Origin of the sequence: Pseudomonas sp. AMR01 (genome assembly GCF_041946035.1) — a bacterium.
Lineage (GTDB): Bacteria > Pseudomonadota > Gammaproteobacteria > Pseudomonadales > Pseudomonadaceae > Aquipseudomonas > Aquipseudomonas antarctica_B.
The window spans coordinates 83898-110181 of record NZ_JAUTYR010000008.1 but is presented as its reverse complement, the minus strand read 5'-3'; the positions used below and the strand labels follow the sequence as shown (position 1 = coordinate 110181).

Sequence of the window (26284 nt, the reverse complement as noted above, 5' to 3'; positions counted from 1 at the left end):
GCGGGCCATATCACGCAAAGTGCGGTACTTATGGCTTAAAGGCATAAGCAAAGAATCAGTCAATCACGAAAGCCGTCCACTCTTCCTGAGTGAGTTGAGCGATCAGCGTGGTTTCATCCGCCTTGCGCAACGACTGAATCGTGTCGACATAAGTCATGTAGGCGCCTTCGCTCATCTCCCCCTGCTCCACGGCTTCGAGCGCGCGTTCCAGATCTCGATCGTAGTGCCCCAGGAATGACTCGAAGCGCGACACGTACTTACGCTCCAGGAACTCCACCCAAAACTCCTCATTCTTCACTCGATCAGGCCAGTTGAGGCCAAGTTCTTCGCGCAGAATATGGGTGCGCAATTCATCGACCGATTCAGCACGCGGCACGGCGTTGGGCGAATCAAATCGCCCGGCGGGAGCAAGTGGCAGGTTTAGCCCGGGGGCCAAGGCGATTCGATAAACCAAACTACGCGCACAGAATTCTCGCGACGACTGTTGGGGAAATGCACGTATCAACTGGTCATCGATAGCGGCCAGCCGCCGCAGGGCACGGTAGTAATTCAACAGGTCAGGACCCGCTGTTTCAACGTTGTTCCTCATTCTTTGCACCGGCCACATCGCCAGCTCAATGTCATTGAGGCACAACAGCCAGCCATCATTGCCACCGCTCAGGGTGTGCATGGGCGCTTGAAAAAGTATCTGTTGCAGCCGGCTATCGTGATTGGCACCGTCAATCAGCCGCCAGATACGCTGCGTAACGTCCTGGCGCAGGGTTTGATGCTCCAGGGCAATCAATGGAGGGTAAGCAGACAGATTCCAGAGCAAATCGAAAAACCGGTCGGCCATCTGCTCGCCCGCCAACAGCGACCATTCTGCTCTGCGCAGCGGCACCTCATTCAGAGGAATCGGCACCAACCACCGCTCCACCGAAGGAAGCGGAAGCTCACCTTCGCGCCACAGCCCAAAATCCACGTTTTGATAACCTGGCTGCCTGCGGTAATCACCGAGCAGGTCCAGGGTTGCCTGGGAAAGCTGATTGCCGTGCAGGTTCATCGCCCGGTGAGCGCGCACGCCCACATCAAGATCAGATTCGGTCAGGACCCTTAACGGGTTGTCACGCAGATCAAAAATGCGCAGATTCTCCAGCGCTTCTACGCCCAGCGGCAGCACATGAAGGCTGGCATTGCGCAGCATCAGCGACTGGAGCGCTCGCAGCGCGCGCACATTCAGCCTCGCGCCCCGCCCGATCGGGTTGTGGGACAGGTCGAGCTTGGTCAGCGTGGAGAGCGCCTCCAGACGCTGCATATCGCGCAGGTTGGGCTGGATCTGATTGTGTGACAGTTTCAGGTGGTGCAGGTGCATCAACCGCTCCAGCCCTTGGGGCACGTGCTGCAGTTGGTTGCCATCAAGGTGCAGCGTGCGCAACGCCGTAAAGCACCTGAGGAACCTGGCCGGCAACGCCTGGAGTCGATTGTTCCTGACACTCAACTGCATCACATGGCCAAAGTGCGCACCCAGCGCGGGCAGGTCTTCAAGTGCCAAATCATCGAGGCAGAGTTCAAACGGCACGCCGCGATTGGAGTCCTCTTTGCGCCAGCAACGGCGAATCCGTTCGGCAGCCTCATTGCGGGTTGCCACCCATGCGACATCTCCTTGCCGACTCCACTGTTCCAGCGTGACATTCAGGGTATCTCGCTCACGAAACAGAAAGTCGATAGCCTCATCGCGCTCACTGACGGAATCGCTCAAGTTCTCCAGCAAATCCAACGCTTGCCGGTCGGTTTTGGCCGGAAACAACTCGCGCAAGCGCGACACCTGTGCACGGTCCACCGGCCTCAGCCCCTCACCACCGCTCAACGGATAACCGATTCGACCGTCGGCCAGACGCCGGGGCGGGTTGTACCAAGGGCGACGGCCAACGTCGAGCTGCGTGCCCGCAAACTCCCAATGGCGCGTCAGACGGTTGCCTATCTCGGCCGTCAGCTCGGCGGCGGTGTAGGCAAGTGCCTGGCGCTCCTGGGGCGCGAGTGAATCCAGCAAAACAGCCAGGAATTCTCCACGGGGGCCTGTCGGTGTGCGCTCACCGTTCAGTTGAGGAATATAGGCCTGGTATTGCCCGGCGACCGGCTCAAGTATCCGGCTAACAGCCCCGTCAAGGGGGCCGATGCTGTCGCGCAAATGCCCTCTTTCCCACAACTCGACCCGCAACTGCTGTGGCCATCCCTCGATACTTGGCAAGGTCTGCAGAATCAGTTTTGCACTGTCCTCATTCATTGCCGCAGACAGATGCACGCCTTCCATTGCTCTGGTCTTGCGCAAATATTCCAGCCACCAACGTATGCCCGGCGTCATGCTCAAGGGAACGCGTCCCGCCGCCAGGGTGTTGCGTTCATCCGCAGTCGTGTGATGCACCAGATCTTGCGCAACCATCCTCGTCAGGGCGGTGAACTGGCGTTGCAACACCTGCACCAAGGGGTCAAGGGACTGGTCATCTTGATGGAGCAGCGCCTTGAAAAAATGCCGCTCCATTTGGGGTGCGTCGACCGCAACCCTGGTCTCCAGCACCTCGACCTGATCGGCTCGAGCGACACCGGCACGCCCAACCAGGCTATCGGCGCTGTCTGCGCCGACTTCCCCAAGCAACTCATCAAAGAAATCCGCCCCCCTCAGCACACCCGCCTTGACCCGCTGATGTGTCGCAAAGCGCGTGATGGTTTCTACCAACATCACCGGCGCCGGCTCGTTACGCACATGAACCCGCCGTAACAGGTCTGCTGTCACACCACTGATCTGCTGAATCTGCTCAATGGCATCCGGCGATAATGCACGGACCATTGGCCCCAAACGATAAAACGGCCGCAGGCCTTCCCAGACCAACGGGTTCTCCCACTCATGGCGCCAGGCGCCGGCGCCGTTGTGGGTCAACACGGGTGGATAGGCGTCCTCCAGGACTGGGTGTTGAATCCGCCATGGCTCAAGCGGTCCGGCCTGGGCGACCTTGAAATACTCACCCTCAATGAACACGTAGCGATCCGCGCCCTGACTGTAGACACCCAACCTATCGGGTTCAGAGCCGACATCAGTGGGCGCGCTGGTGTACTTGTTGATCTCGCGCCGGGCCGGGTAACACGAGCCATCGAGCGCTCGATGACTCAGCATGGCCCGGGCGACCAAGTGACGTAACTGGGTAACGGCCTGCTGAGTGCTCTCCCCCAGTAGAAGGTGATCTTCCCTGGAGAGCTGACTGACGATCGCCTCATAAAAATCGGTCAGGCCCTCAGCGGTGCGCGCCGTTTGCACGTCAACGGCAGAAAACCGCCCCTGTCGCTGATCAATGACCACAACCGTTCGCCCCTGCGCGGCCTCCGGAACAGGCTGCCCCTCATGCCCGGTTGCCCGGACGAGTAATGCCTGACCATTCAGCTCGCGCAATACGCCAGGGGCGAATTCAGAGGCCCAACCCTGGGTTTGCCGGTCAAACCGGCGCGCATGAAAAAGCCCATCAATGATGGCTTCGCGACGCGCGCGCCTTCGTGCACCACGCAGCGCGTTGTACAGGGCTTCCGGTTGCAATTGTGTCTCCAGCAATTGCGTCTGTTGATGAGGTGACAACGGATGTTCACGCAGGACCTCCAGCAAGCGCACCCGGCTCACGTGGGGATGCAAAATCCGCAACTGTGTCACCACGTCGGGTTCGGCTTGGTCGTTGCCCAGGCGATCAGGCAACAACCGGCGCACTGCCGCGCGGGCCACTGTGGCCGTCGACCTGCTGGCCTGCGCAAACTCCGTAAGTGCCTCAAACACGTCCATCCGCAGGGTCTTGGCAAGGTCCGCCAAATGCTGGGAAAGCCCCTGCTCCGCGCCGGAAAAACGCCCCGGCAATAACGCCACAATAGCCTCCAGCGGTCGGGCAGTGACGCGGCGCGGTGTGGCGTAGGCAAATTGATAGTTTTCCAGTGCGGTGACCGTCACGACTTCTGTAGGCGGATGTTTGGCATCTTTGCTGTACCTGCGCAGCTCCTGGCCTTGCTGGTTTTCAATACACAGGGCGGTGTTCACCGGCCAGGCGTCCGCCTGCGTCAGCAGCGGCGCCATGACGTCAAACGCACCCATCGGCGAGGGCTGGCTGGAATCAGCGCCCCCGGCAACCCAGTCGATCAATCGATCGGTCGTGAAGCGCTGCGCCGCCTCGACCAGCGAGGCTGACGCCGGAGCGCCATCCCAGACTTGGTTCAAGGCGTCTCGTGAGGTCTGGCTGGTGGCAAGTATCGCCTCCAGGTCCTTGGGCGACGCACCGTCGGCCCCCAGCATGCGCCCCATCAGTTCGCAATTCGTCAGGGCCGAACGGCTGGGGAGCGGCTGTTGCGACAGTTGCTGATACAGGCGTTGATGACGACGGCGCACCGAAGTGGCCAGACGGGTGTGCAGGCGCCCGCTGATGAGCAGGTCCGCCAAGTCGGAAAAGGTCTGCAGCAACTCGCCATACTCACCTTGCGACACCAGAGGCCCGCTTTTGATCAAGCCCTGCCCCAACGTCGCGAACATGACAAATGCACGCACACGCCCCAGCCCCTTGAGTGCTCCGGGCACCGGAATAAGCAGGAAATTGACGATTTCGCTTATCAGCGTCTTGAAAAACTCAATCATGGTTGGCATGAAACCCGGTGTTTCATTGGCCAACTCCTGCAGGTTACCGCGACAGCGCTTGATGTAGAAGTTGCCCAGGCTGACCACAGGGACGTTCTGCACAACATTGCGCACATAGCCGATCTTGCGCACGTTGTCGGTTTTCGGAAGGGCCTGGACCAATGCATACAGCAATTGGGCTACCCCATTCAGATCGCTGAGCGGCGGTGTGACGTTGACGATTTCGCTCAAGCGCGCGCAGTCACGGATCGACATGACCTGAAGGAGCCAATCTACTTCGCCACGGCGGTAGAAACCCTGAAAGGCCACGTAAAACTCGTCGCACGCCTCGCGATGGTTAAGGTGGTGGCGCAGCGAGCCACCGGGGCGGTTGGGGAAAAAACTGAAGGCGCCGTCACACCCACTGACGGAGAACACGATATGGGGAATGCTCAGGCTATCGCCCGGCGGCCTGCCCAGGTATTGCCCGGTCAGGCCCATCGATTGCGGTAACCAACTGATGCCGTCCAGACCATAGGGAACAAACAACAGCATCTCTTCCACTGACTGCCAACGCACCTGCCCCGCCAGTGCGCACCTCACCTGCTGGTACTTGTGCGCGTCCACGCGGCTTGAGGCGCAATTATTCAGGGCGTCTATCAGGGCAAATTCAAACTCGGCATCTGCCAGTTTCATGACCAGGCCACCGATTAAAGCATTGGCGCGCAACGCCTGATCCAGCTGCGTCCTGAGTTGCCCCCCGATATCAAGCCTGCGTACCAGCGCGATAAACGCGGCCGCGCTGGCCTCGATGTGCTTATCCAGATAACTGGCATCCGCCAAGCCTGTGCGCTCGGGGTAACTCCACCCTGTGAGGCCGTCATAGTTCATGCAGGCAGCGTCCCACAGCGTAAGGCTGGCAACCCTGATGACCTTATCTTCGTCAGCTGCGCGCCGGGAACGGCTGGGTGAGTGAAGGTAGCGGGTATGAATTTTCGCGACGGTGGGGTCGATGTCTTGACCCGTCAGGGTTTTCAGCGCCGTGCGCAACGACGCCAACGCCTGTGTTTTAAAGGCTTCGGTGAGTTGGTGAATGCCCTGTTCCAGAGCGCTCTGGGCGTTGATCCAGGCCCGTTGCAGCTGCACATATTCGCGTTTTTGCGCATCATCAAGCGCGTTAAAAAACCCGTCGAACCTGGGCCGCAGAGCGTCCAGGGTGTGCAAGACGGACCATTCCGAGCCCGCCATCAGCGGTCCCTGTTGTTGCGCCCTGTAGTCGGACAGCGAGTCCGTTGATGCAAGGCGGGCGATAGGCTCGGCCATTTTTTCGATTCCTGAAAAAAGGTCAGCCTAACCGGCGGTCATCAGAACCTGCGGCAGCTATGTAGCACCGTGGTTTTTCGCAAAGACCTCCTCCCCCATCGCCGCAATCTGCCCTTCGATCAACGCCTCAAACGGCCTGAGCAACGGCTCGAACGACGCCGGTGCTTCCAGCACTTGCAACGCCTGCACAATGGCCTCCACCGTCGACAATGCCCCTGGCCCCGGTGCCTTGCGCAGCCGATACCGGGAAACGGCGCCCGCCGCCAATGTCACCCGGGGCAAGGCGGCCAACAACGGATTAAGGTGCAGCAACTTGCGCGCCTTGCGCCACGTGCCGTCGGGGACGACCAGCAACAAGGGTTCTTCAGAAGCTGCGTAAGCCTTTAAAGGCTGCGCGTCGTCGGCCGGAAATAAAAGCCGTGCCTGGTAGCCGGGCGGGTTCAACAAGGTCTGCAAATCATCAAACACCTCCCCCACCACCAACTGCGCATTCTTCAACCCCAACGCCGCCAGCCGCGCCGTATTCAGCGCATGGTTGACCTCACTCGGATGCTGTAAAAGCAGCACGCGGGTGCGGCTGTCGAGGTTTGGGATCAGCGGGCACAGGCAATGGCTGACAGGCCTGAGGCAACGGGAACATTGAGGTCGGGACATATTTTTCAGGCCTGATTGAGCTGGGCTTTGGGTGCGACGTCGGATGTCGCGCCCGTTTTTTTGCCTGAAACAAAAACGACTGTGGGAGCGGGCTTGCCCGCGATAGCGTTGAGTCAGTCGGTACTTTATTGACTGATACAACGCTGTCGCGGGCAAGCCCGCTCCCACCGTTAAATTCTGCTCCGACCCGAGATTACCGGCGACGTGGCCGACGCTGCTCGTCATCCGTGCGAATGGGCACCGGTTGCAGCGGAGGCTCGATAAGGCCCAGCGCAACGCCGAGGTCATGGAGCCAGTTTTGAATTTTCTCTTTCATGGTTGCCCCCTTTGAGGGTAATGCGAGTCGGCGGTAGAAATAATGCGTGATGCAATGTCGCCGCTTCCTACAGATAGTAGCCCTAAGTACTACGTAATGCTTGAACGAAAACACAACGAACTATTACTGAATGGATCAGAAACCTGACGGATCGTTCACGCAGTCTCGCGCGTGTCGTGCAACAAATCGGCGCGACCTTCCTGCTGCAGGTCGATCCATGCGTTGAGGTTAGCGCCGAGCATACCCTTTCGCCACATCAGCCAGGTGGTGGCAGTGGCAAAAGGCCCGGTCAGCGGATGAACGGACACGCTGTCCTTCCCCGGGAGGCTGTCGAGCATGGATTCGGACATCAAGGCCACCCCGGAACCGGCGATCACGCAGGCGAGCATGCCCTGGTAGGACTCAATCTCAATGGCCCGGCCCATGGCCACGCGGTCGTGGGAAAACCAGGTTTCAAGGCGCGCGCGGTAAGCGCAACTGCGTCGGAAGGTGAACACCGAGCGCCCGGCCACGTCCTGCGGCCCGCGCACGGGCGGGTGATCAGCTTCGCAAATCAATACCAGGCGCTCCTCGCACAACGGCACACCGTCCAGGGACGCGATGGTGATCGGGCCGTCGACGAAGGCTGCGTCCAGGCGACCGGTGATCAAACCCTCGAGCAACTCACCGCTGGGGGCCGATTGCACCTGCAGGTTCACCATCGGAAACGCTTTGTGATAGCGCGCCAGCAGCTTCGGCAAATGAACCGCTGCCGTGCTGTACATGCTGCCGACCACGAAATCGCCGGCCGGTTGCCCGCCTTGTACCGCGCCTTGGGCTTCATCGTGCAGCGCCAGCAGACGAGTGCTGTAGTCCAAAAGCACCTTGCCGGCAGGAGAAAGCTGCAAACGCTGTCGTTCGCGCACGAACAGCTCTACACCGAGTTGCTCCTCCATTTGCTTGAGCCGCGTCGACAGGTTTGAGGGCACGCGGTGCAGGCGCTCGGCTGCACGGGTAATGGAGCCCTCTTCCGCCACGGCCTGGAAAATGCGCAATTGACTGAACTCCATACCTTTCTCCAAAACTGAACAAGTTGCTCACTATTATTCATTTTTACAGAAAGTCAATCGGCTTTAGCCTGAGGGTCATTCGTTCCACTGAAGGAATTAAGAGCATGTCTCCCCTGACTCGCTTACTTGCCAGCTTTATCGCCCTGATGATGGCCATGGGCATCGGCCGCTTCGCCCTTACCCCGCAACTGCCGCATCTGATCAGCGAAGGGCAAATCGACCTGACCGGCGCGGGCCTGATCGCGGCGGCCAATTACCTGGGGTATTTCGTCGGCGCGGTGGATTCGATTTTCGCCCGCAGCCATCACCATGTACGCGGGCGTATGTAAGGGGGCCTGTGGTTATGTGTGCTGCTGACTCTGGCATCGTATTGGGCCAATGGCTTTTGGCCGCATTTGCTGCTGCGCTTTGGCACGGGAGTGGCGAGCGCCTGGGCGCTGGTGATGATCACCAGCCTGAGCCAGCCGCTGGCGATGGCTGCCGGCCGCCCACGCCTGGGGGCGCTGGTGTTTGCCGGGCCGGGGTTGGGGATTTTTCTTACAGGCTTGCTGGCCTTGGGCTCCAACGTGCTGGGGCAGAACTCAGCCACCTTGTGGTTGGTATACGGCGTCGTGGCGCTGGTGATGTTGCTGGCAATTCTGCCCTTTTTGCCGCAGCCAAGCCTTGCCCATGCGCCCGCCGCTGATGCAGGCAGCAATGAAAGTATTGCGCACTTGGGCTGGATCTACTTTCTGTACGGCCTGGGCTACATCATTCCGGCGACATTTCTCTCGCAAATGGCCAGCGCGCAGTTCAAGGGCGCCTGGCAAGCCGACGTGTTCTGGCCGTGCTTTGGCCTGGCCGCAGCGGCTGGCGTGGTGGTCGCAAGCTTGCGCCGCAAAGACCCGCAGACCACCCGACGCTGGTTGATGACCACCTTGTGGCTGCAGGCGGCCGGAGTGTTTGCCTGCCTGCTGGGCAATGGCTGGGGCTTGGCGCTAGGCGTGTTGCTCTGCGGTGCGCCCTTCCTGGCGTGCATGCAGTTGGTGATGGCACGCTTGCGCGAAGTGGCGCCCCACGGTTACCAGCGCAGCACTGGCCTACTGACCGCCAGCTTCGCCATCGGGCAATTATGCGGCCCGCTGTTGGCCTCAGTGAGCAGCCACATCAGCGGCGGCCTGCAACCGGCGCTGATCATTGCCGGCTGCGGCCTGGTGTTGGCGGGTGCGGTGTTGGTCAACCGGCAACCAGCGGCCCGGGCAGGCGAACCTGCTCGCGCCGAGCGAGCACCAGGAAAAACAGCCCTCCCAGGAAGCAGCCGGTAAACCAGGCGAAGTTGGCCATCACTTGCAAGGCCGGCGTGAAGGTGATCGCGACGCCCACCAGCGTCGCGGGCACCAGCGCCTTGACCGCCGTCCAGTTCACGCCACCGTCGAAGTAATAGCGCCCGGTCGGGCTGTCATCGAACAGCGCATCGACGTCGATTTTCTGCTTTTTGATCAGGTAGAAGTCCACCAACAGAATCCCGAACAGCGGCCCGATGAAGGCCGCAAGGATGTCCAGGGTGTAGTGGATCATCAGCGGGTTATTGAACAGGTTCCAAGGGGTGATAAAGATCGACGCCACGGCGGCGATCATTCCGCCGGCACGCCAGCTGATTTTGCTTGGCGCAACGTTGGCGAAGTCGAACGCCGGGGACACAAAGTTGGCCACGATGTTGATACCGATGGTGGCCGTGACGAAAGCGAAGGCGCCGAGCAGCACGGCCATGCTGTTATCGATACGCGAAACGGTGGCAATCGGGTCGTGGAGCATCTCGCCAAACACCGGCAAGGTGCCCGACACGATCACCACGGTGACCAGCGAGAACGCCAGGAAATTTACCGGCAGCCCCCAGAAATTGCCACGTCGCACGTCCTGCATGCTACGGCAGTAGCGGCTGAAATCGCCAAAGTTCAGCGTAGGCCCGGAGAAGTACGACACCACCAACGCCGTCGCCACGATCACTTGGCCGAAGGCCTGCCAGCCCGACAGGGACTTTTCCGACAGGCTGAAGTTGATATTCGCCCAACCTGCCTTCCATACAATCCAGCCTGCCAGGGCAAACATCACCGCATACACCACCGGCCCCGCCCAGTCGATAAAGCGCCGGATCGACTCCATACCCGCCCAGAACACCGCCGCTTGCAGGACCCATAGGCTGAGGAAACCCATCCAGCCCAGGTACGACAGACCCGCGAAATGAGGCTCCGCATACACCGCCATCTGTGGGAAGAAGCGCAACACCACGATGATCAGGGCGCTTGATGCCAGGTACGTCTGAATGCCGTACCAGGCTACGGCGATCAGGCCGCGAATCACTGCGGGAATATTCGCGCCGAATACGCCAAAGGCCAGCCGGCAGATCACCGGATACGGCACAGCGGCTTGTTGACTCGGTTTGGCGACGAGGTTGGCGATCAACTGCACGATGCATATACCCGCGAGCAAGGCGATCAATACCTGCCAACTGGCCAGCCCAAGGGCGAACAGGCTGGCGGCAAACACATAACCGCCAACGCTGTGCACATCGCTCATCCAGAAGGCGAAAATGTTGTACCAGTTCCACTTCTGCGGCAGCGGGCCCAGGTCCTTGTTGTAAAGGCGCGGGCTGTAGCCTTTGGGCAATTGTTCGGTCATCGCGGGCTCCTCGAAATACCGGCCTGCGCTTCCATAACAGGATGCATACGGAAGGCGGCATGGTTTGTATACGAGGTATTCAGCAGAATGCGTGCCAATAGAACACAATCCCCATTGCACAACGTTGCAAAGGGGATTGAGGCTATTTGGAAACAGGGACTACGCTCAGCAACGGTGCACTAAAATCCTGTACACAATCAGCGGTGCACTCGATGTGAACACAGGTAGCCAACCGTGCAACACACGGCGGTCAGGAACGTGCCCCAAGCCATGTCCATGATCGCGAGATTGGCAGACCAGCCTTGCAGCGTGGCCCAGTTGCTCAGGTCATAGGTGCCGTAAGCCACCAGGCCGAGTAACGCACCCAGGCGCGCAGCACGTTGCCAACTGGCGCTGGGCAGTACCACAAACACCACACAACCGATGACATACAGGAGATAGAACAACACGGCGGGCAACAGGCGAGGCTGATCGAGCATCAGCGGGCCGAGCAGGCCCTTATAGGTTGGCCCCATGATGACGCCGAGCCACAGGCCGTCGAGCACCAGGAAAGCGAGCAAGGTGCCAAGGTAGGCAAAGATGACGTTTCTGGACATGGGTGCAACCTCCGTAGGCGCCGGTTAGCGCCTACGGAAGAGCGAAGCGGGCTCAGCTTAGTTCAATGCGATCGGCATGAATGACGATCTGACCCTGCTTGTAGAGTGCGCCAATGGCCTTCTTGAAGTTGCCCTTGCTGACGCCGAACAAGTTGCTGATCACCGCCGGGTCGCTTTTATCGCTGACCGGCAAGCTGCCATTATTGTCGCGTAGCTTGGCGAGAATCTTCGAATTGAGGCTGGACGCCGCTTCCTGGCCGACTGGTTGCAGGCTCAGGCTGATGTTGCCGTCGGCGCGAATCTCTTTGATGAAGCCTTTCTCTTCCTTGCCCGGGCGCAGGAACTTGAACACTTCATTCTTGTGGATCAGGCCCCAGTGCTTGTTGTTGATGATCGCCTTGAAGCCCATGTCGGTCGCTTCGGCCACCAGCAGGTCGACTTCCTGGCCTACCTGGTAGTTAGCCGGGGTTTTGTCGAGGTAGCGATCCAGGCGCGCAGTAGCAGTGATGCGCTTGGTGTGCTTGTCGAGGTAAACGTGCACCACGCAATACTCACCGGCGGTCATCTGGCGCTTTTCTTCGGAGTACGGCAGCAACAGATCTTTCGGCAAACCCCAGTCAAGGAATACGCCGATGCTGTTGACTTCCACCACTTTCAAACTGGCAAATTCGCCGACTTGAACTTTCGGTTTTTCAGTCGTGGCGATCAGTTTGTCATCGCTGTCCAGGTAGATGAAAACGTTCAGCCAGTCTTCATCTTCACTGGGAATATCTTTAGGGATATACCGATTGGGCAAGAGGATTTCGCCATCTTGCGCACCGTCCAGGTACAAACCAAAGTTAGTGTGTTTAACCACTTGCAAGCTGTTGTAGCGCCCGACTAAAGCCATTTCCGATACCCTCATTACGTGGGCGGCATTCTACCCGAGTTGCGCCTGAGACGCCCGCGCACCTGAAAAATCGCGGGCTGGCGTGGCGTAATACTGGCTGCGCCCCGCTCGTCTGATCAGGCGAATCAATTTCCGTCATGATGCAATTCGCCGCAGCCCCTGGGGTTTCCATTTAAAACAGCAGGTTAGCGATTTATTTCGCCCGTGAACGTTGGCTATTTCCAGCGCCTTCCGTTATTCCCAAGGGGATATTTGCCAAGCAATTGTCAAGTGTTTCCTGTACGATGCATGGCCAAGTTAATTTTCTACAGGTTAGTGGCCGCCATGCGTGTAAAAGCATCCAACAGCAAAGCAAAGCCAGCTCCAGCCGTTGAAACCAGCGAATCGATCAACAGCCAGATTGCTGCTTTCCTCAAGTCCGGCGGCGAAATCCAGCAAATTGCCAAGGGCGTCAGCGGCCAGACTTTCGGCCCGTCCAAGCAGATCAGCCTGGGCAAAAAGTAAAACCTGCGCAACACACCTGGTCCCTAAGCGTCTTGCCATCAAGGCGCTAGGACTAGAGCCCGAAACACCCTCTTGCTTCACCCTCTGATGTGTAAATCGACGAACGGGCCTCATCTCCTGGCAATCGCCGGTATGCTTGCACACGTCTAGCACGGGCGTCTTGCCGTCCTTTCGTTACTGCTCCTCGCTTTTCATGGAGTGAAGCGTGTTCAAACCCTGTATTTTCCTGTTCGCTGCCCTCGCAGCCAGCCCCCTCGCCGAAGCGCAGATTTTTCAGCGCGAACTGGGCGACTTCGACCTCAAATTGGGCACCACTCCCAGCCGCAGCATGGCGCAGGGGCTGGTCAAACCCACCTCGCCGGGTAGCGACTCGTTTCACGGCGGCCTGGACCTCAGTCATGACAGCGGTCTTTATATCGGCCAATTCTCGCCCAACATCGGGCTGTCCTCGGCCAGCAACCTTGAAGTCGACTCTTACATGGGCTTCAAACATCCCTTCGACAAGACCTTGGGCTACGAAGTCGGCTTGATTCACTACAGCTACCCCAAACTCAACCTGCTAGACAGTCAGGAGTTCTACGGTGGCCTGAACCTGCTGGGCAATCGCTTCGGCGCGTCCTTCAGCAATGACCCGGATCGCCAGGACAGTACGCTGTTTGCCGACCTCGGCGGCACCCAGCCCTTCGGCATCGGCGTGAGCATGAAATACACCACTCACCAACTCGGTACGCCGGTGTCGGTAGACGGTGGCTCGATTCGCAATTTCAGCGATTGGTCGGTGCAGTTCTCTCGCGCGTGGATGGGCGTCGACCTGGACCTGATCTACAGCGATTCAAGCCTCAGCGGCGGCGACTGCTCGGCTTACTCCGGACACAATTCGCAATGCGATGGCCTGTTGACCTTGAAGGCTGCGCGGTCGTTTTATTAATGGGCTGAACTGTCGCGCCCGGCGCGGGTTCACATGCACTAACTCCTCTGCGCAAGGACTCGCCCATGTTGCGTCGGCTCAAACTGCTGGTGGTACTGCTGACCCTGAGCCTGGTGCTCGCCGGGTGCAATCGCGTAGGCCTGGCTTACCGCAATCTTGATGTGATCATCCCCTGGACGCTCAACGACTACCTGGACATGAATGCCGGGCAGAAGAGCTGGTTCAACGACACACTCAAGGATCACCTGGCCTGGCACTGCACCACGCAGTTGCCCGGCTACCTGGATTGGCTCGACCGCCTGCAGCAGATGGTCGACAACAATCAGGTTACCGATGCCGCGCTGCAGGCGCGCACGGTCGAGGCCAAGCAGGCGATTGGCGAGGTGGCGCGGGAGATCACACCGTCGGCCATTAAGCTGCTGCAAGGTTTGGACGACAAACAGGTCAACGAGATGAGTGCCGCGCTGGCTAAGGACTTGCGCAAGCGTCAGGACGAGTACCTCAAGCCGCCACTGGCGCAGCAGATCAAAGAGCGCGCCGAGCGCATGAGCAAACGTCTGGATACCTGGATGGGCCCGCTGAGTGCCAGCCAACAGAACCGCGTCACGGCGTGGTCGATTGCCTTGGGCGAGCAGAACCAGGAATGGATTGGCAACCGCGCCCATTGGCAGGCGCAATTTATTGATGCGGTGCAAAAACGTCACGACGCCGACTTCCCGCAGAAAATGCAGCAATTGCTGGTGGATCGCGAAAGCCTGTGGACCCCGCAGTACAAACAAGCCTACGCACAGACGGAGGCCGCAGCGCGCAGCTTGATTGTCGACCTGATGGCCGAAAGCACTGTGCAGCAGCGCATGAAGCTGACGCAGAAAATTGACGGCGTACGCAGCGATTTCAAAGCCCTGAAATGCCTCAAGGCCGCCTCGAATTAAAAGTGTGGGAACGGGCTTGCTCGCGAAGGCGGAGTGTCAGTTAATAAATTCATCGACTGATTCACCGCCTTCGCGAGCAAGCCCGCTCCCACATTTGGATAGAGTAATTCCTGTCAGGCAATCTGAGCTTTGGACGCCACTTCAGCAAACGTCGCAGGGTCCAGCGCGTCGGCCTGTTCATCCAGCACTTGGCGCGGGTGATCCTTGCCCGGAATCGAGCTATCAATCATCGCCAATAACTGCGCACCCAGCGCGGTAAGAATGAAATTCTCGCCGTTACCGCCCTCCTCTTCAGGGCGCGACTCAATAAACCCACGCTTGAATAGCAGCGCTTCATAATCCGCAGCGGTCTTTTTCAGCGCATCCAGATTCCCGGTGGACTCGCCCGCCGTGGCCTTCTCGGCCGCTTCCTGCTCGGCATACTTGCGCGGTGCGAAGCTGCCTTCGCCGTTCTGCACTTCATGCAGCAGCCTTTCGATCAAATCCCAGTTGTAAGGCGTCATCCTGATTCCTCCTGCAGGCCTGTGGAAAATTTAGCCCGTCAAGGTAGTGACACGTCTTGCCACTGGCCGTTCAGCCGGGCGGACGGGCGTCACCTCTATGAACTTTTCAATCACAAACGGCCTCAACTGAATAACCCTGCCAAGGAGGTCCGACCATGAAAACCCTGAGAAACCTGGCGATTGCCGCCACACTGTTGAGCGCCCTACCCGTTTGGGCCTGTACACCTGACGAAGCCACGGCCAAGCGCGAGCAACTGGCCGAAAAAGTTAAGGCGCTCACTCAGCAGAACCCGAAAACAGCCAAGGACATCAATGCAGAATTGCAGAAGATGGACATGGACACGGCCTCAGCCGACTTGCCCGACAAATGCCAATTGATTGATCAACGCCTCAAGGATCTCGACGAAGCGGCGGCCAAAGCCAAAAGTTGAGGAAAAAAAAACCGGACATCGTCCGGTTTTTTTTTCAAATCAGCGCAGGCTTATTCAGCAGCCGGAGCCTCAGGCTTGCGGCGCTTGAGCGGCGCCATGCCATCCTTGCTCACGAGCGACAGGTTGTCGGTCTTCGGCCGGTTGGCAATTTTGCGCTTGGTCGGCGACTTGGCGCCGGCTTTCTTCTTCTCGCCCTTGGCGTCGGTTTTTTTCTTCTTCACGCCAACCGCCTTGCCCGACGCCTTGACCTTTTTCGGCCCGGTGTAGGTGCCTTTGACTTCCTTGATGGTGCGGCGCTCGAACGACTGCTTCAAGTAGCGCTCGATGCTCGACATCAGGTTCCAGTCGCCGTGGCAGATCAGCGAGATGGCCAAGCCATCGTTGCCGGCACGCCCGGTACGGCCGATACGGTGCACGTATTCGTCGCCGCTGCGTGGCATATCAAAGTTGATCACCATGTCCAGGCCGTCAACATCCAGGCCACGGGCAGCCACGTCGGTGGCCACCAGGATCTTCACGCCGCCAGCCTTCAGACGGTCGATGGCCAGCTTGCGATCTTTCTGGTCTTTCTCGCCGTGCAGCACGAACGCTTTGTATTCCTGTGCGACCAGGCGACCGTAGATGCGATCAGCCGCAGCGCGGGTGTTGGTGAACACGATGGCCTTCTGATAGGTCTCGTTGGCCAGCAGCCAGTTGAGGATCTGCTCTTTGTGCACGTTGTGGTCGGCCATCACGATCTGCTGACGCGTGGTCGCGTTCAGGTCGCTGACGTTGTTGACCTGCAAGTGCTCTGGGTTATTCAGAACCTTGGCGACCATGTCGCGCAGGGTCGAGCCGCCGGTGGTGGCGGAGAACAGCATGGTTTGCTGACGGTTGACGCATTCAGCCACCAGGCGTTGCACATCGTCGGCAAAACCCATGTCGAGCATGCGGTCAGCTTCGTCCAGCACCAGCACTTCGACTTCCTTGAGGTCGAGGTTGCCAGCGTTGAGTTGCTCAATCATGCGGCCCGGGGTACCGATGAGAATATCCGGCACCTTGCGCAACATGGCGGCCTGGACCTTGAAGTCTTCACCACCGGTGATCAGGCCGGACTTGATGAAGGTGAACTGCGAGAAGCGCTCCACTTCTTTCAAGGTCTGCTGGGCCAGCTCGCGGGTCGGCAGCAGGATCAGCGTCTTGATGCTGACACGGACTTTGGCCGGGCCAATCAGGCGGTTCAAAATCGGCAGGACGAAAGCGGCGGTTTTGCCGCTGCCGGTTTGAGCCGTCACCCGCAGGTCACGCCCTTCTAGCGCGAGCGGGATGGCCGCTGCTTGCACCGGCGTAGGCTCGACAAATTTAAGCTCGGCCACGGCTTTGAGCAGGCGTTCGTGCAGGGCGAATTGGGAAAACACGGGTGCTACCTCGAAGAATTACAAAATATCAGCGGCATAGGTTACCGGTTTCGGGCGTCCAAACCGAGTTTCTTTACGCGAACGGTGCTAATCAGCTGCTTTTTTGTCAGTGAATTTGTTCACAACGCCAACTTTGTTGCACTTAAATGCTCTAATCGGCCCGTCTTGTCTCACAGAAGAATCGGTTTCACCCATGGATATCAAACAGCTCTGGCTCAACGTCCAAGACCTTTGGGGCACCCTCGATGAACATCCGGTATTGCATTCCGGCGTGGGTTTGCTGGTATTGCTGGTGGTCGCCCTGTTGCTGGGACGGGCGGCGCGCTACCTGATCCTGCACGCTGTCAAACTGCTCGGCCGGCAACCGGCGCTGCATTGGCTCAATGACCTGCGGCACAACAAAGTCTTTCATCGCCTGGCACAAATGACGCCGTCCCTGGTTATCCAGTTCGGCCTGTACCTTGTGCCGAACCTGAGCAAGACCGCCACGCTGTTTATCGGCAACGTGGCACTGGCCTTCACCATTCTATTCATGACGCTGGCCGTGAGCGCCGTGCTCAGTGCGCTGCTGGACATCTACGCGCGCACCGAACATGCGCGCACGCGCTCGATCAAGGGTTACGTGCAACTGGCCAAGATGGTGTTGTTCGTGTTTGCCGCGATCATTATCGTCTCGACCCTGATCGACCGCTCACCGCTGTTGCTGCTCTCGGGCCTGGGCGCCATGTCGGCAGTGATCCTGTTGGTTTACAAGGACACCATGCTGTCGTTCGTCGCCAGCGTGCAGTTGACCAGCAACGACATGCTGCGCGTCGGCGACTGGATCGAAATGCCCCAGGTCGGCGCCGACGGTGATGTGGTCGACATCACCTTGCACACGGTCAAGGTGCAGAATTTCGACAAGACCATCGTGTCGATTCCGACCTGGCGCCTGATGTCCGAGTCGTTCAAAAACTGGCGCGGCATGCAGGCCTCAGGCGGGCGACGCATCAAGCGCAGCCTGTATATCGACGCCAGCGGCGTTCGGTTTTTGAATGACGATGAAGAAGTGCGCATGACTCAGGTGCACCTGCTTACCGACTACATCAGCCGCAAGCAGGCCGAACTCAAGGCCTGGAACGAAGCTCAGGGCAACAGCGCGCAACTGTCAGCCAACCGCCGCCGCATGACCAACCTCGGCACCTTCCGCGCATATGCCCTGGCCTATCTGAAAAGCCACCCGGACATCCAGCCGAACATGACCTGCATGGTGCGCCAAATGCAAACCACCGCCCAGGGCGTGCCACTGGAAATCTATTGCTTCACCCGCACCACGGCGTGGGCGGATTACGAGCGCATCCAGGGGGATATTTTTGATTATTTGCTGGCGGTGTTGCCGGAGTTTGGCTTGAGCCTGTATCAGCAGCCGAGTGGCAGCGATTTGCGCGCCGGGATGTTGCCGGCGGTGATGGGGGCCAGTCATTTGCCAGCCCCGGAACAACCTTCGATTTAACAACACGAACCCTGTGGGAGCGGGCTTGCTCGCGAAGGCGTCGTGTCAGACACACATCTACTGACTGGTACACCGCCTTCGCGAGCAAGCCCGCTCCCACACAAGCCCGCTCCTCAGCGGGTTCAGCGAGGAATTAACGCCCTGCGCACGCCCAACCGGCTGATCCACACCGCCCCCAAAATCACCAGCCCGCCCAATGCCAGGCGCCCCAGCGGCTCGTGCTGGTTCCAGATCAGCAAATTCAGCAGCAGCCCCACTGGCACATGCAGGTTGTTCATCACTGCCAGCGTGCCGCCATTGACCAGGCAGGCACCCTTGTTCCACCAGTACATACCCAGCGCCGTGCTGACCAGCCCGAGAAATACCAGCACGCCCCATTGCAGCGGTGCTTCGGGCAGGAAGTTGGTCTTGCCGAACATCAGAAACGCCGGCAACACCACGATCAAAGCGCCCAAATAGAAGTAACCAAAGCGGCGATAATGCGGCAGATCACTCGGATAGCGCGCCACCAGGTGCTTGTACATCACCTGCCCGGCGGCGTAGGTGAAGTTGGCCAGTTGCAGCAGCAAAAAACCCATCAGGAAGTGTGGCGTAATCTGATCGAAACGGATCACCGCCGCGCCGCACACCGCCACCAGCGCGGCGATCAGCGCCCAAGGGTTGAAGCGTCGGTTAAGCGCATCTTCAATCAGCGTGACGTGCAGCGGCGTGAGGATGGTGAACAGCAGCACCTCAGGCACCGTCAGCACGCGAAAGCTCAAATACAAACACACATACGTCACGCCAAACTGCAGCGCGCCGATCACCAGCATGCCGCGCATGAACGCCGGCTCCACCGAACGCCAGCGGGTGAGCGGGATAAACACCAGCCCGGCCAGCACCACGCGCACCAGCACGGCAAAGTAGCTATCAACATGACCGGCGAGGTATTCGCCGATCAAGCTGAAGGAAAAAGCCTGAATCAGGGTAACAACCAGTAGATAGCCCATGCGCGCCTCATATTGAATGGGCGCGACTTTAAGGGTTTTCAGCGGCTCACGAAACTCAAGGCAAAAAAAACCCGACCTCGCTATCGCGGCAGTCGGGTAGGAGCACTCAGGAGCAAAAAGTGCAAAGGGAGGTTCGATACGCGTACTTGAAGGGTTTGCGTGGGGCTAGATAAACATCGCGCGATTATCTGGCGATTAACGGATCACGCCACCTGTGCCAACAGCGCCTTGGCGTGGTTAATGCCCTTCTCCTGGAAGTCACCGCTCAAATTCACCCCTTCGGCGTGAATAAACGTCACGTCATGAATCCCGATAAACGCCATGACCTGACGCAGGTAGGGTTCCTGGTGATCGGAGGCGGCACCGGTGTGAATGCCACCGCGAGCGGTCAACACAATGGCGCGCTTGCCGGTCAGCAAACCTTGAGGGCCGGTGGCGGTGTATTTAAATGTCACACCTGCACGCAGCACGTGGTCCAGCCAGGCTTTAAGGGTGCTGGGAATGGCAAAGTTGTACATCGGCGCGGCCATCACCAGCACGTCAGCGGCGAGCAATTCATCGGTCAGCTCGTTGGAGCGATCCAGGGACGCCTGTTCGAGGGTGTTGCGCTGGTCAGCAGGTTTCATCCAGCCGCCCAGCAGATGGGCGTCCAGGTGCGGAACCGGGTTGAGTGCTACGTCGCGCACGGTGATCTTGTCCGCCGGGTGTGCAACCTGCCACTAACGAATGAACTGCTGGGTCAGTTGGCGGGAGATCGAGTCCTGCTGGCGGGCGCTGCTTTCGATGATCAGAACGTTGGACATGGCTGTGTAGGCTCCATCGGTAAATGCTGTAAGGCGATGGAGAAAAGATTAAACGGGGCTCATTCGATTAAAAAGCGCAATAAACTGCTATAACCCATCTATAAATTTGTTTATAAGCGGAGTATTGCTGTCGGCATGCTCCGCTGCTGCTTTATTTCGGGGCACACGCCAGTGCGATGCGCATCTTGATAATTGCGCGGCTGAACTTGACCGTGGTGTTAGTGCTTTTACCGGCCGCAACCGTGACTTTACGGGTGCGCGGCGATTCCGGGCCGTTGGTGAAGGTGACTGAACACGCCGCGTCAACGGTGCCGTAGTTGTTGAGGCGTATCGAACTGATGTCGCCGTCCACGTCGGAGGCGGTGTAATCCACTTGCACGCCTTCGATCTTTTTAGTCACGTCGATGGGGTAGGCAAATGCGCTCATCGGCAGCAGCGCCAGCAACACACAACATAATTTTCTCATTCGGCAGTCTCCAATAAGGACTGTCAGCTTAGGACAAGAGGAGCTCATCTTGAAAGCGCCCCGCGTTACCCTCGATCAATGGCGCACGTTGCAGGCCGTGGTCGACCATGGCGGCTTCGCCCAGGCAGCTGAAGCGCTGCACCGTTCGCAGTCCTCGGTGAGTTACACCGTGGCGCGCATGCAAGACCAGCTCGGCGTGCCGCTGCTGCGCATTGACGGGCGTAAAGCCGTGCTCACCGACGCCGGTGAAGTGCTGTTGCGCCGCTCCCGCCAACTGGTGAAAAACGCCAGCCAATTGGAAGACCTTGCCCACCATATGGAACAGGGCTGGGAGGCCGAAGTGCGGCTGGTGGTGGATGCCGCCTACCCTAACGCGCGGCTGGTGCGTGCCCTCACCGCGTTCATGCCACAAAGCCGGGGTTGCCGTGTGCGCCTGCGCGAAGAAGTGTTGTCGGGGGTCGAAGAATTATTAATCGATGGCATGGCTGACCTGGCTATCAGCAGTTTCATCATTCCAGGTTATCTGGGCACGGAAATGAGCGATGTGGAATTTATCGCCGTCGCTCATCCCGACCATTCACTGCATCGCCTGCAGCGCGAGCTGAGCTTCCAGGATTTGGAGAGCCAGATGCAGGTGGTAATTCGCGACTCCGGCCGCCAGCAGCCACGGGACGTAGGCTGGCTCGGCGCCGAACAGCGCTGGACGGTCGGCAGCCTGCCCACCGCCGCCACGTTCGTCAGCAGCGGTTTGGGCTTTGCCTGGTTGCCTCGGCACTTGATCGAGCGCGAACTCAGCGAAGGCCTGCTCAAGCAGCTACCCTTGGAAAAAGGCGGCAGCCGCAACCCGACGTTCCACCTGTACTCGAACAAAGACAAACCCCTGGGCCCGGCCACGCAGATTCTTATCGATCTGTTGCGCACCTTTGACACCGCTTCGCTGGACGCGCCTTTCGCCGCCCCCGAGCAAGCCTGAAACGGAGTTCACCCATGGCCTGGTTCGACCATGAAGGCTGCAGCCTGCACTACGAGGAATATGGCCACGGCGCCCCGCTGATCCTGATCCACGGTCTGGGCTCCAGCAGCCAGGATTGGGAGCTGCAGATTCCGGTGCTGGCCCGGCATTACCGCCTGATCGTGGTGGATGTGCGCGGCCACGGGCGCTCCGACAAACCCCGCGAGCGCTACAGCATTCAGGGTTTTACTGTCGATTTGATCGCGCTGATCGAACACCTGAACCTGCCGCCGGCCCATGTCGTCGGCTTGTCCATGGGTGGCATGATCGCCTTTCAGTTGGCCGTGGACCAACCGGCACTGCTGAAAAGCCTGTGCATCGTCAACAGTGCACCCGAGGTCAAGGTGCGCAGCGCCGATGATTACTGGCAGTGGGCCAAACGCTGGAGCCTGGCACGGTTGCTCAGCCTGTCCACCATTGGCAAGGCGCTGGGCGACCGGCTCTTCCCCAAGCCGCATCAGGCCGACCTGCGCCGTAAAATGGCCGAGCGCTGGGCAAAAAACGACAAACGTGCTTATCTCGCCAGCTTTGATGCGATTGTGGGCTGGGGCGTGCAGGAACAACTTTCCAGAATTACCTGTCCTACGCTGGTCATCAGCGCCGACCACGACTACACCCCCGTGGCGCAAAAACAAAACTATGTAAAACTGCTGCCCGATGCGCGGCTGGTGGTGATCGAGGATTCCCGCCATGCCACGCCCTTGGATCAACCCGACGTCTTTAACGCGACTCTTCTCGACTTTCTGAAGACAGTCGAAACCACTACCCAGGATCACTGACCCATGTTGAAAAAAATCGCCTTCTTTGCAGGTTCCGTTTTGTTTGCTGCCAACCTGATGGCGGCACAGCCTGCCAAGGCCCCGCACGTACTGATCAGCACCACCAATGGCGACATTGAAATCGAACTGGACCCGGTCAAGGCACCGATCAGTACCAAGAATTTCCTGGCCTATGTCGACAAGGGCTTCTACACCAACACGATTTTCCACCGCGTGATCCCGGGCTTCATGGTCCAGGGCGGCGGGTTCACCGCGCAGATGTCGCAGAAGCCGACTGAAGCGCCAATCAAGAACGAAGCCAGCAACGGCCTGCATAACGTGCGTGGCACCCTGTCCATGGCGCGCACCAATGACGCGAACTCGGCCACCAGCCAGTTCTTCATCAACGTGGCCGACAATGCTTTCCTCGACCCGGGTCGCGACGCCGGTTATGCCGTGTTCGCCAAAGTCGTCAAAGGCATGGACGTGGTCGACATCATCGTCAACTCCCAGACCACCACCAAGCAGGGCATGCAGAACGTGCCTATCGATCCTGTCCTGATCAAGTCGGCCAAGCGCATCGACTGAGGTCAACAGGCGGTTTCGCGCGGGGCTGACAAGGCACCGCGCGCATTTGAACAGGAGAGCCCGCGCGGCGGGCGTCAACCCTAATGCTCTATCGTCGTTTTGAACAACTGATTGATATTTTCCGCGACGCTCCCAGCGACGCGCCGCCCAACAAAGTCCTGCCCTTCTACCTCTACTTCCTGCGCCAAGTGTGGCCCAGTTTTGCCGCCTTGCTGGTGGTCGGGCTGATCGGTGCACTGATCGAAGTGGCGCTGTTCAGCTACTTGAGCCGCATCATTGACCTGGCCCAAGGCACGCCGCCTGCCAACTTTTTCCAGATTCACAGCGCCGAGCTGATCTGGATGGTCGTGGTCGCCCTGCTGCTGCGCCCGATCTTCAACGGCCTGCATGACTTGCTGGTGCACCAAACGATCAACCCCGGTATGACCAGCCTGATCCGCTGGCAGAACCACAGCTACGTGCTCAAACAGAGCCTGAATTTCTTCCAGAACGATTTCGCCGGGCGCATCGCCCAGCGCATCATGCAAACCGGCAACTCGCTGCGCGACTCGGCGGTGGCCACGGCGGAAGCCATCTGGCACGTGTCGATCTACGCCATCAGCGCCTTGGTGCTGTTTGCCGAGGCCGACTGGCGGCTGATGATCCCGCTGATCACCTGGATCATTCTTTACAGCCTGGCACTGCGCTATTTCGTGCCACGGGTTAAGGAACGCTCGGTGATTTCCTCCGAAGCGCGCTCCAAGTTGATGGGCCGCATTGTCGACGGCTACACCAACATCACCACCTTGAAGCTGTTCGCCCACACGCAGAGTGAGCAGGAATACGCCAAGGAAGCGATCATCGAGCAAACCGAGAAAACCCAATTGGCGGCACGCGTGCTGACCAGCATGGACGTGGCCATCTCCATCCTCAACGGCCTGCTGATTGTCACCACCACCGGCTTGGCCCTGTGGCTGTGGACGCACTCGCTGATTTCCGTGGGCGCGATTGCCCTGGCCACGGGCTTGGTGATTCGTATCGTCAACATGTCCGGCTGGATCATGTGGGTGGTCAACGGCATCTTTGAAAACATCGGCATAGTCCAGGACGGCCTCAAAACCATCGCCATGCCACTGGCAGTGACCGACCGCGAAAACGCGCCGCGCCTGACAGTGCCCCACGGTGAAGTGCGCTTTGAACAGGTGGATTTTCACTACGGCAAAAAGAGCGGGATCATTGGTGGCCTGAACCTTGAGATCAAGGCCGGCGAGAAAATCGGCCTGATCGGCCCGTCCGGCGCTGGCAAGTCGACGCTGGTCAACCTGCTGCTGCGCCTGTATGACCTGCAAGGCGGGCGTATTCTGATCGACGGCCAGAACATTGCTGAAGTCGCCCAAGAATCTCTGCGCGAACAGATCGGCATGATCACTCAGGACACGTCGCTGCTGCACCGCTCGATCCGCGACAACTTGCTGTACGGCAAACCCGACGCCACCGAAGAAGAACTGGTGGCCGCTATCCACAAGGCCCGCGCCGATGAGTTCATCCCGTTGCTGTCGGACGCCGAAGAACGCACAGGGCTGGATGCGCATGTGGGGGAGCGCGGGGTGAAGCTCTCCGGCGGGCAACGTCAGCGCATCGCCATTGCGCGGGTGCTACTCAAGGACGCGCCGATCCTGATCATGGACGAAGCGACCTCGGCACTCGACTCGGAAGTGGAAGCGGCGATCCAGGAAAGCCTGGAAACCCTGATGCAGGGTAAAACCGTGATTGCGATTGCGCACCGACTGTCGACCATTGCGCGAATGGACCGCCTGGTGGTGCTGGAGAAAGGCCAGATTGCCGAGGTTGGCAGCCACGCCGAGCTACTCGCCCATGGCGGCTTGTATGCCAGGTTGTGGCAGCACCAGACCGGTGGGTTCGTCGGGATCGACTGAACATATACATCTATCCAAAAGTGGGAGCTGGCTTGCCTGCGAAAGCGTTATTTCAGTCACTAAACGGTCGACTGACAGGACGCTATCGCAGGCAAGCCAGCTCCCACACTTGATCTGCGACAGGCAGGTTTTGGCGTGCCTCGCAATTTTTTTCAGCCTTGCCGATAAGGCAGCGCTGCCCTCGCCTCTTCGGCATACGCCACAATCCCCACACGCTCACGCTCCAGAAAATCCTCTACGGCACTCTTCAAGCCCGGATGGCGCAGGTAGTGCCACGACCGGGTGATCACGGGCTCAAACCCGCGAATCAATTTGTGCTCGCCTTGCGCGCCCGCGTCGAAACGTTGCAGGCCGTGGGCGATGGCGTAGTCCATGCCCTGGTAGAAGCAGGTTTCAAAATGCAGGCGGTCGAATTCCGCCAGGCAGCCCCAGTAGCGTCCGTAGAAACTGTCGCCACCGATCAGGCTGAAAGCCATGGCAACCGCGCGTGAACCCTGCTTGGCCAGCACCACGCGGATGGCTTGGGGCATGCGTTCGGCGAGCAGGCTGAAAAACTCACGGGTCAGGTAGGGCGACTGGCGGCGCACCGCGTAGGTGTTGGCGTAGCAGGCGTAGACAAAATCCCACTGGGCTTCGCCCAGTTCGTGACCTTGCAGCCATTCGAAGTCGATGCCCTGCCCGGCCACTTGCTCGCGTTCTTTGCGCATTTGTTTGCGCTTGCGTGAACTCAGGGCGTCGAGAAAGTCCTGGAAGTCGCGGTAGCCACGGTTTTGCCAATGAAACTGGCAGCCCAGGCGCTGCAACCAGCCCGGTTGCCCGGCTAATGCCTCGTCGGCCAAGGGGTCGGTGAAATTGATGTGCGCGCTGGAGAGCCCTTCGATTTCCAGGTAGCCCGGCAACGCGTTCAGCAGTTCGACAGCGTCCTGCGCAGTTGCTGCCAGCACACGCGGGCCGCTGACCGGGCTGAACGGCACGGCCGTCAGCAGCTTGGGGTAGTAATCGATGCCCGCGCGTTCGCAGGCATCCGCCCACCCGTGATCGAACACGTACTCACCAGAGGAATGCCATTTGCGATAACTCGGCAGTGCGGCCACCAGGCGATCGCCTTCCCAGTGCAGCAAATGCTCAGGCTGCCAGCCCGAGTGCGGGCCCACGCTGGCGCTGTCTTCCAAGGCATTGAGGAACGCGTGCCGCACAAAAGGCTGGGCCTGTGGCACCAGGGCGTCCCACGCCTCAGGGGCTATTTCGGACAGGCTGTTCAAGCGTTGCAACGGCATCGGCATCCTCACTACGTCGGGGCGTGAAAGCTTGGCGAGTATCGCTTATCGCTGGATTTCGCACACCTGCAAATAGCTCGGCAAAACCCAGGCCAATGTTTCATTCATAAATAAATTGTCATCTAGATGACATCACTTAGCCACTGCACCGTAATAAACGATCGTGATACTGACGCCTGTTTTTAGAG

21 protein-coding genes and 2 pseudogenes are annotated in these 26284 nt (G+C 59.2%); 10 read left to right on the top strand and 13 right to left on the bottom strand.

What is annotated here, in order from left to right:
- Positions 1-55 precede the first annotated feature (55 nt).
- The 4 genes from Q7C20_RS10250 to Q7C20_RS10235 all read right to left on the bottom strand — a co-directional run bounded on the left by Q7C20_RS10250 (position 56) and on the right by Q7C20_RS10235 (position 7957).
- Entirely contained in the window at positions 56-5938 is a 5883-nt protein-coding gene (locus Q7C20_RS10250) for an NEL-type E3 ubiquitin ligase domain-containing protein (RefSeq protein WP_375067094.1), read from the bottom strand.
- 57 nt (positions 5939-5995) lie between these two features.
- Positions 5996-6592, bottom strand: coding sequence for a DTW domain-containing protein (locus Q7C20_RS10245; protein ID WP_348059511.1), 597 nt, complete (start codon positions 6590-6592; stop codon positions 5996-5998).
- 193 nt (positions 6593-6785) lie between these two features.
- Positions 6786-6908 (bottom strand): PA1414 family protein, encoded by a 123-nt coding sequence (locus tag Q7C20_RS10240; protein ID WP_003193089.1) that lies wholly within the window; start codon positions 6906-6908, stop codon positions 6786-6788.
- A gap of 155 nt (positions 6909-7063) precedes the next feature.
- Entirely contained in the window at positions 7064-7957 is an 894-nt protein-coding gene (locus Q7C20_RS10235; protein ID WP_375067092.1) for a LysR substrate-binding domain-containing protein, read from the bottom strand.
- A 104-nt stretch (positions 7958-8061) separates the two neighbouring features.
- Here Q7C20_RS10235 and Q7C20_RS10230 point away from each other — a divergent pair.
- Positions 8062-9261: pseudogene (locus Q7C20_RS10230) on the top strand (MFS transporter).
- Here the strand turns inward: Q7C20_RS10230 and Q7C20_RS10225 are convergent.
- The 3 genes from Q7C20_RS10225 to Q7C20_RS10215 all read right to left on the bottom strand — a co-directional run bounded on the left by Q7C20_RS10225 (position 9173) and on the right by Q7C20_RS10215 (position 12100).
- Positions 9173-10615, bottom strand: a complete 1443-nt coding sequence (locus tag Q7C20_RS10225) for an NCS1 family nucleobase:cation symporter-1 (protein ID WP_348062306.1) — start codon at positions 10613-10615, stop codon at positions 9173-9175. The pseudogene Q7C20_RS10230 and the gene Q7C20_RS10225 sit on opposite strands and share 89 nt — an antisense overlap.
- A gap of 197 nt (positions 10616-10812) precedes the next feature.
- Entirely contained in the window at positions 10813-11211 is a 399-nt protein-coding gene (locus tag Q7C20_RS10220) for a DUF2177 family protein (protein ID WP_348062307.1), read from the bottom strand.
- Between the two features lie 52 nt (positions 11212-11263).
- Positions 11264-12100, bottom strand: coding sequence for a S1 RNA-binding domain-containing protein (locus Q7C20_RS10215; RefSeq protein ID WP_054897831.1), 837 nt, complete (start codon positions 12098-12100; stop codon positions 11264-11266).
- A gap of 324 nt (positions 12101-12424) precedes the next feature.
- Between Q7C20_RS10215 and Q7C20_RS10210 the strand changes: the two genes are divergently transcribed.
- From Q7C20_RS10210 to Q7C20_RS10200, 3 genes are all read left to right on the top strand, one after another.
- Complete coding sequence (locus Q7C20_RS10210; protein WP_003193095.1) at positions 12425-12604, top strand: hypothetical protein; 180 nt, start codon at positions 12425-12427, stop codon at positions 12602-12604.
- Between the two features lie 205 nt (positions 12605-12809).
- Positions 12810-13532: a TorF family putative porin gene (locus Q7C20_RS10205; protein ID WP_348061572.1), complete on the top strand. Its 723-nt coding sequence runs from the start codon at positions 12810-12812 to the stop codon at positions 13530-13532.
- A 65-nt stretch (positions 13533-13597) separates the two neighbouring features.
- Positions 13598-14464 (top strand): DUF6279 family lipoprotein, encoded by an 867-nt coding sequence (locus Q7C20_RS10200; protein WP_375067085.1) that lies wholly within the window; start codon positions 13598-13600, stop codon positions 14462-14464.
- A 113-nt stretch (positions 14465-14577) separates the two neighbouring features.
- Here the strand turns inward: Q7C20_RS10200 and Q7C20_RS10195 are convergent, their stop codons facing one another.
- Positions 14578-14967, bottom strand: a complete 390-nt coding sequence (locus Q7C20_RS10195; RefSeq protein WP_375067084.1) for a transcriptional regulator — start codon at positions 14965-14967, stop codon at positions 14578-14580.
- 155 nt (positions 14968-15122) lie between these two features.
- Between Q7C20_RS10195 and Q7C20_RS10190 the strand changes: the two genes are divergently transcribed.
- Entirely contained in the window at positions 15123-15398 is a 276-nt protein-coding gene (locus Q7C20_RS10190) for a hypothetical protein (RefSeq protein WP_375067082.1), read from the top strand.
- A gap of 50 nt (positions 15399-15448) precedes the next feature.
- Here Q7C20_RS10190 and Q7C20_RS10185 read toward each other — a convergent pair whose 3' ends face one another.
- Positions 15449-16795 carry a DEAD/DEAH box helicase gene (locus tag Q7C20_RS10185; protein ID WP_348061565.1) on the bottom strand — a complete coding sequence of 449 codons (1347 nt, stop codon included), beginning with the start codon at positions 16793-16795 and terminating at the stop codon, positions 15449-15451.
- Between the two features lie 193 nt (positions 16796-16988).
- Here Q7C20_RS10185 and Q7C20_RS10180 point away from each other — a divergent pair, with 193 nt between their 5' ends.
- Positions 16989-18287, top strand: coding sequence for a mechanosensitive ion channel family protein (locus tag Q7C20_RS10180; protein WP_375067080.1), 1299 nt, complete (start codon positions 16989-16991; stop codon positions 18285-18287).
- A 122-nt stretch (positions 18288-18409) separates the two neighbouring features.
- On the opposite strand, the gene Q7C20_RS10175 is transcribed toward Q7C20_RS10180, so the two are convergent.
- The 3 genes and pseudogenes from Q7C20_RS10175 to Q7C20_RS10165 form a co-directional block, all read right to left on the bottom strand.
- On the bottom strand, positions 18410-19276 hold the full coding sequence (locus Q7C20_RS10175; protein ID WP_375067079.1) for a carboxylate/amino acid/amine transporter: 867 nt from the start codon (positions 19274-19276) through the stop codon (positions 18410-18412).
- 203 nt (positions 19277-19479) lie between these two features.
- A pseudogene (locus tag Q7C20_RS10170) lies at positions 19480-20079 on the bottom strand (FMN-dependent NADH-azoreductase).
- Positions 20080-20230: 151 nt separating this feature from the next.
- The gene (locus Q7C20_RS10165; RefSeq protein WP_375067077.1) at positions 20231-20545 is read right to left on the bottom strand and encodes a 3-phosphoglycerate kinase; all 315 of its coding nucleotides are present in this window, start codon (positions 20543-20545) and stop codon (positions 20231-20233) included.
- Positions 20546-20594: 49 nt separating this feature from the next.
- Between Q7C20_RS10165 and Q7C20_RS10160 the strand changes: the two genes are divergently transcribed.
- From Q7C20_RS10160 to Q7C20_RS10145, 4 genes are all read left to right on the top strand, one after another.
- Positions 20595-21518, top strand: a complete 924-nt coding sequence (locus Q7C20_RS10160) for a LysR family transcriptional regulator (RefSeq protein ID WP_375067075.1) — start codon at positions 20595-20597, stop codon at positions 21516-21518.
- A gap of 14 nt (positions 21519-21532) precedes the next feature.
- Complete coding sequence (locus Q7C20_RS10155) at positions 21533-22336, top strand: alpha/beta fold hydrolase (protein WP_375067073.1); 804 nt, start codon at positions 21533-21535, stop codon at positions 22334-22336.
- A 3-nt stretch (positions 22337-22339) separates the two neighbouring features.
- Positions 22340-22903 carry a peptidylprolyl isomerase gene (locus Q7C20_RS10150; protein WP_375067071.1) on the top strand — a complete coding sequence of 188 codons (564 nt, stop codon included), beginning with the start codon at positions 22340-22342 and terminating at the stop codon, positions 22901-22903.
- A gap of 83 nt (positions 22904-22986) precedes the next feature.
- Positions 22987-24819 (top strand): ABC transporter ATP-binding protein, encoded by a 1833-nt coding sequence (locus Q7C20_RS10145; RefSeq protein ID WP_375067070.1) that lies wholly within the window; start codon positions 22987-22989, stop codon positions 24817-24819.
- 152 nt (positions 24820-24971) lie between these two features.
- Here Q7C20_RS10145 and Q7C20_RS10140 read toward each other — a convergent pair whose 3' ends face one another.
- Positions 24972-26096 (bottom strand): GNAT family N-acetyltransferase, encoded by a 1125-nt coding sequence (locus tag Q7C20_RS10140; RefSeq protein WP_375067068.1) that lies wholly within the window; start codon positions 26094-26096, stop codon positions 24972-24974.
- Positions 26097-26284 lie beyond the last annotated feature (188 nt).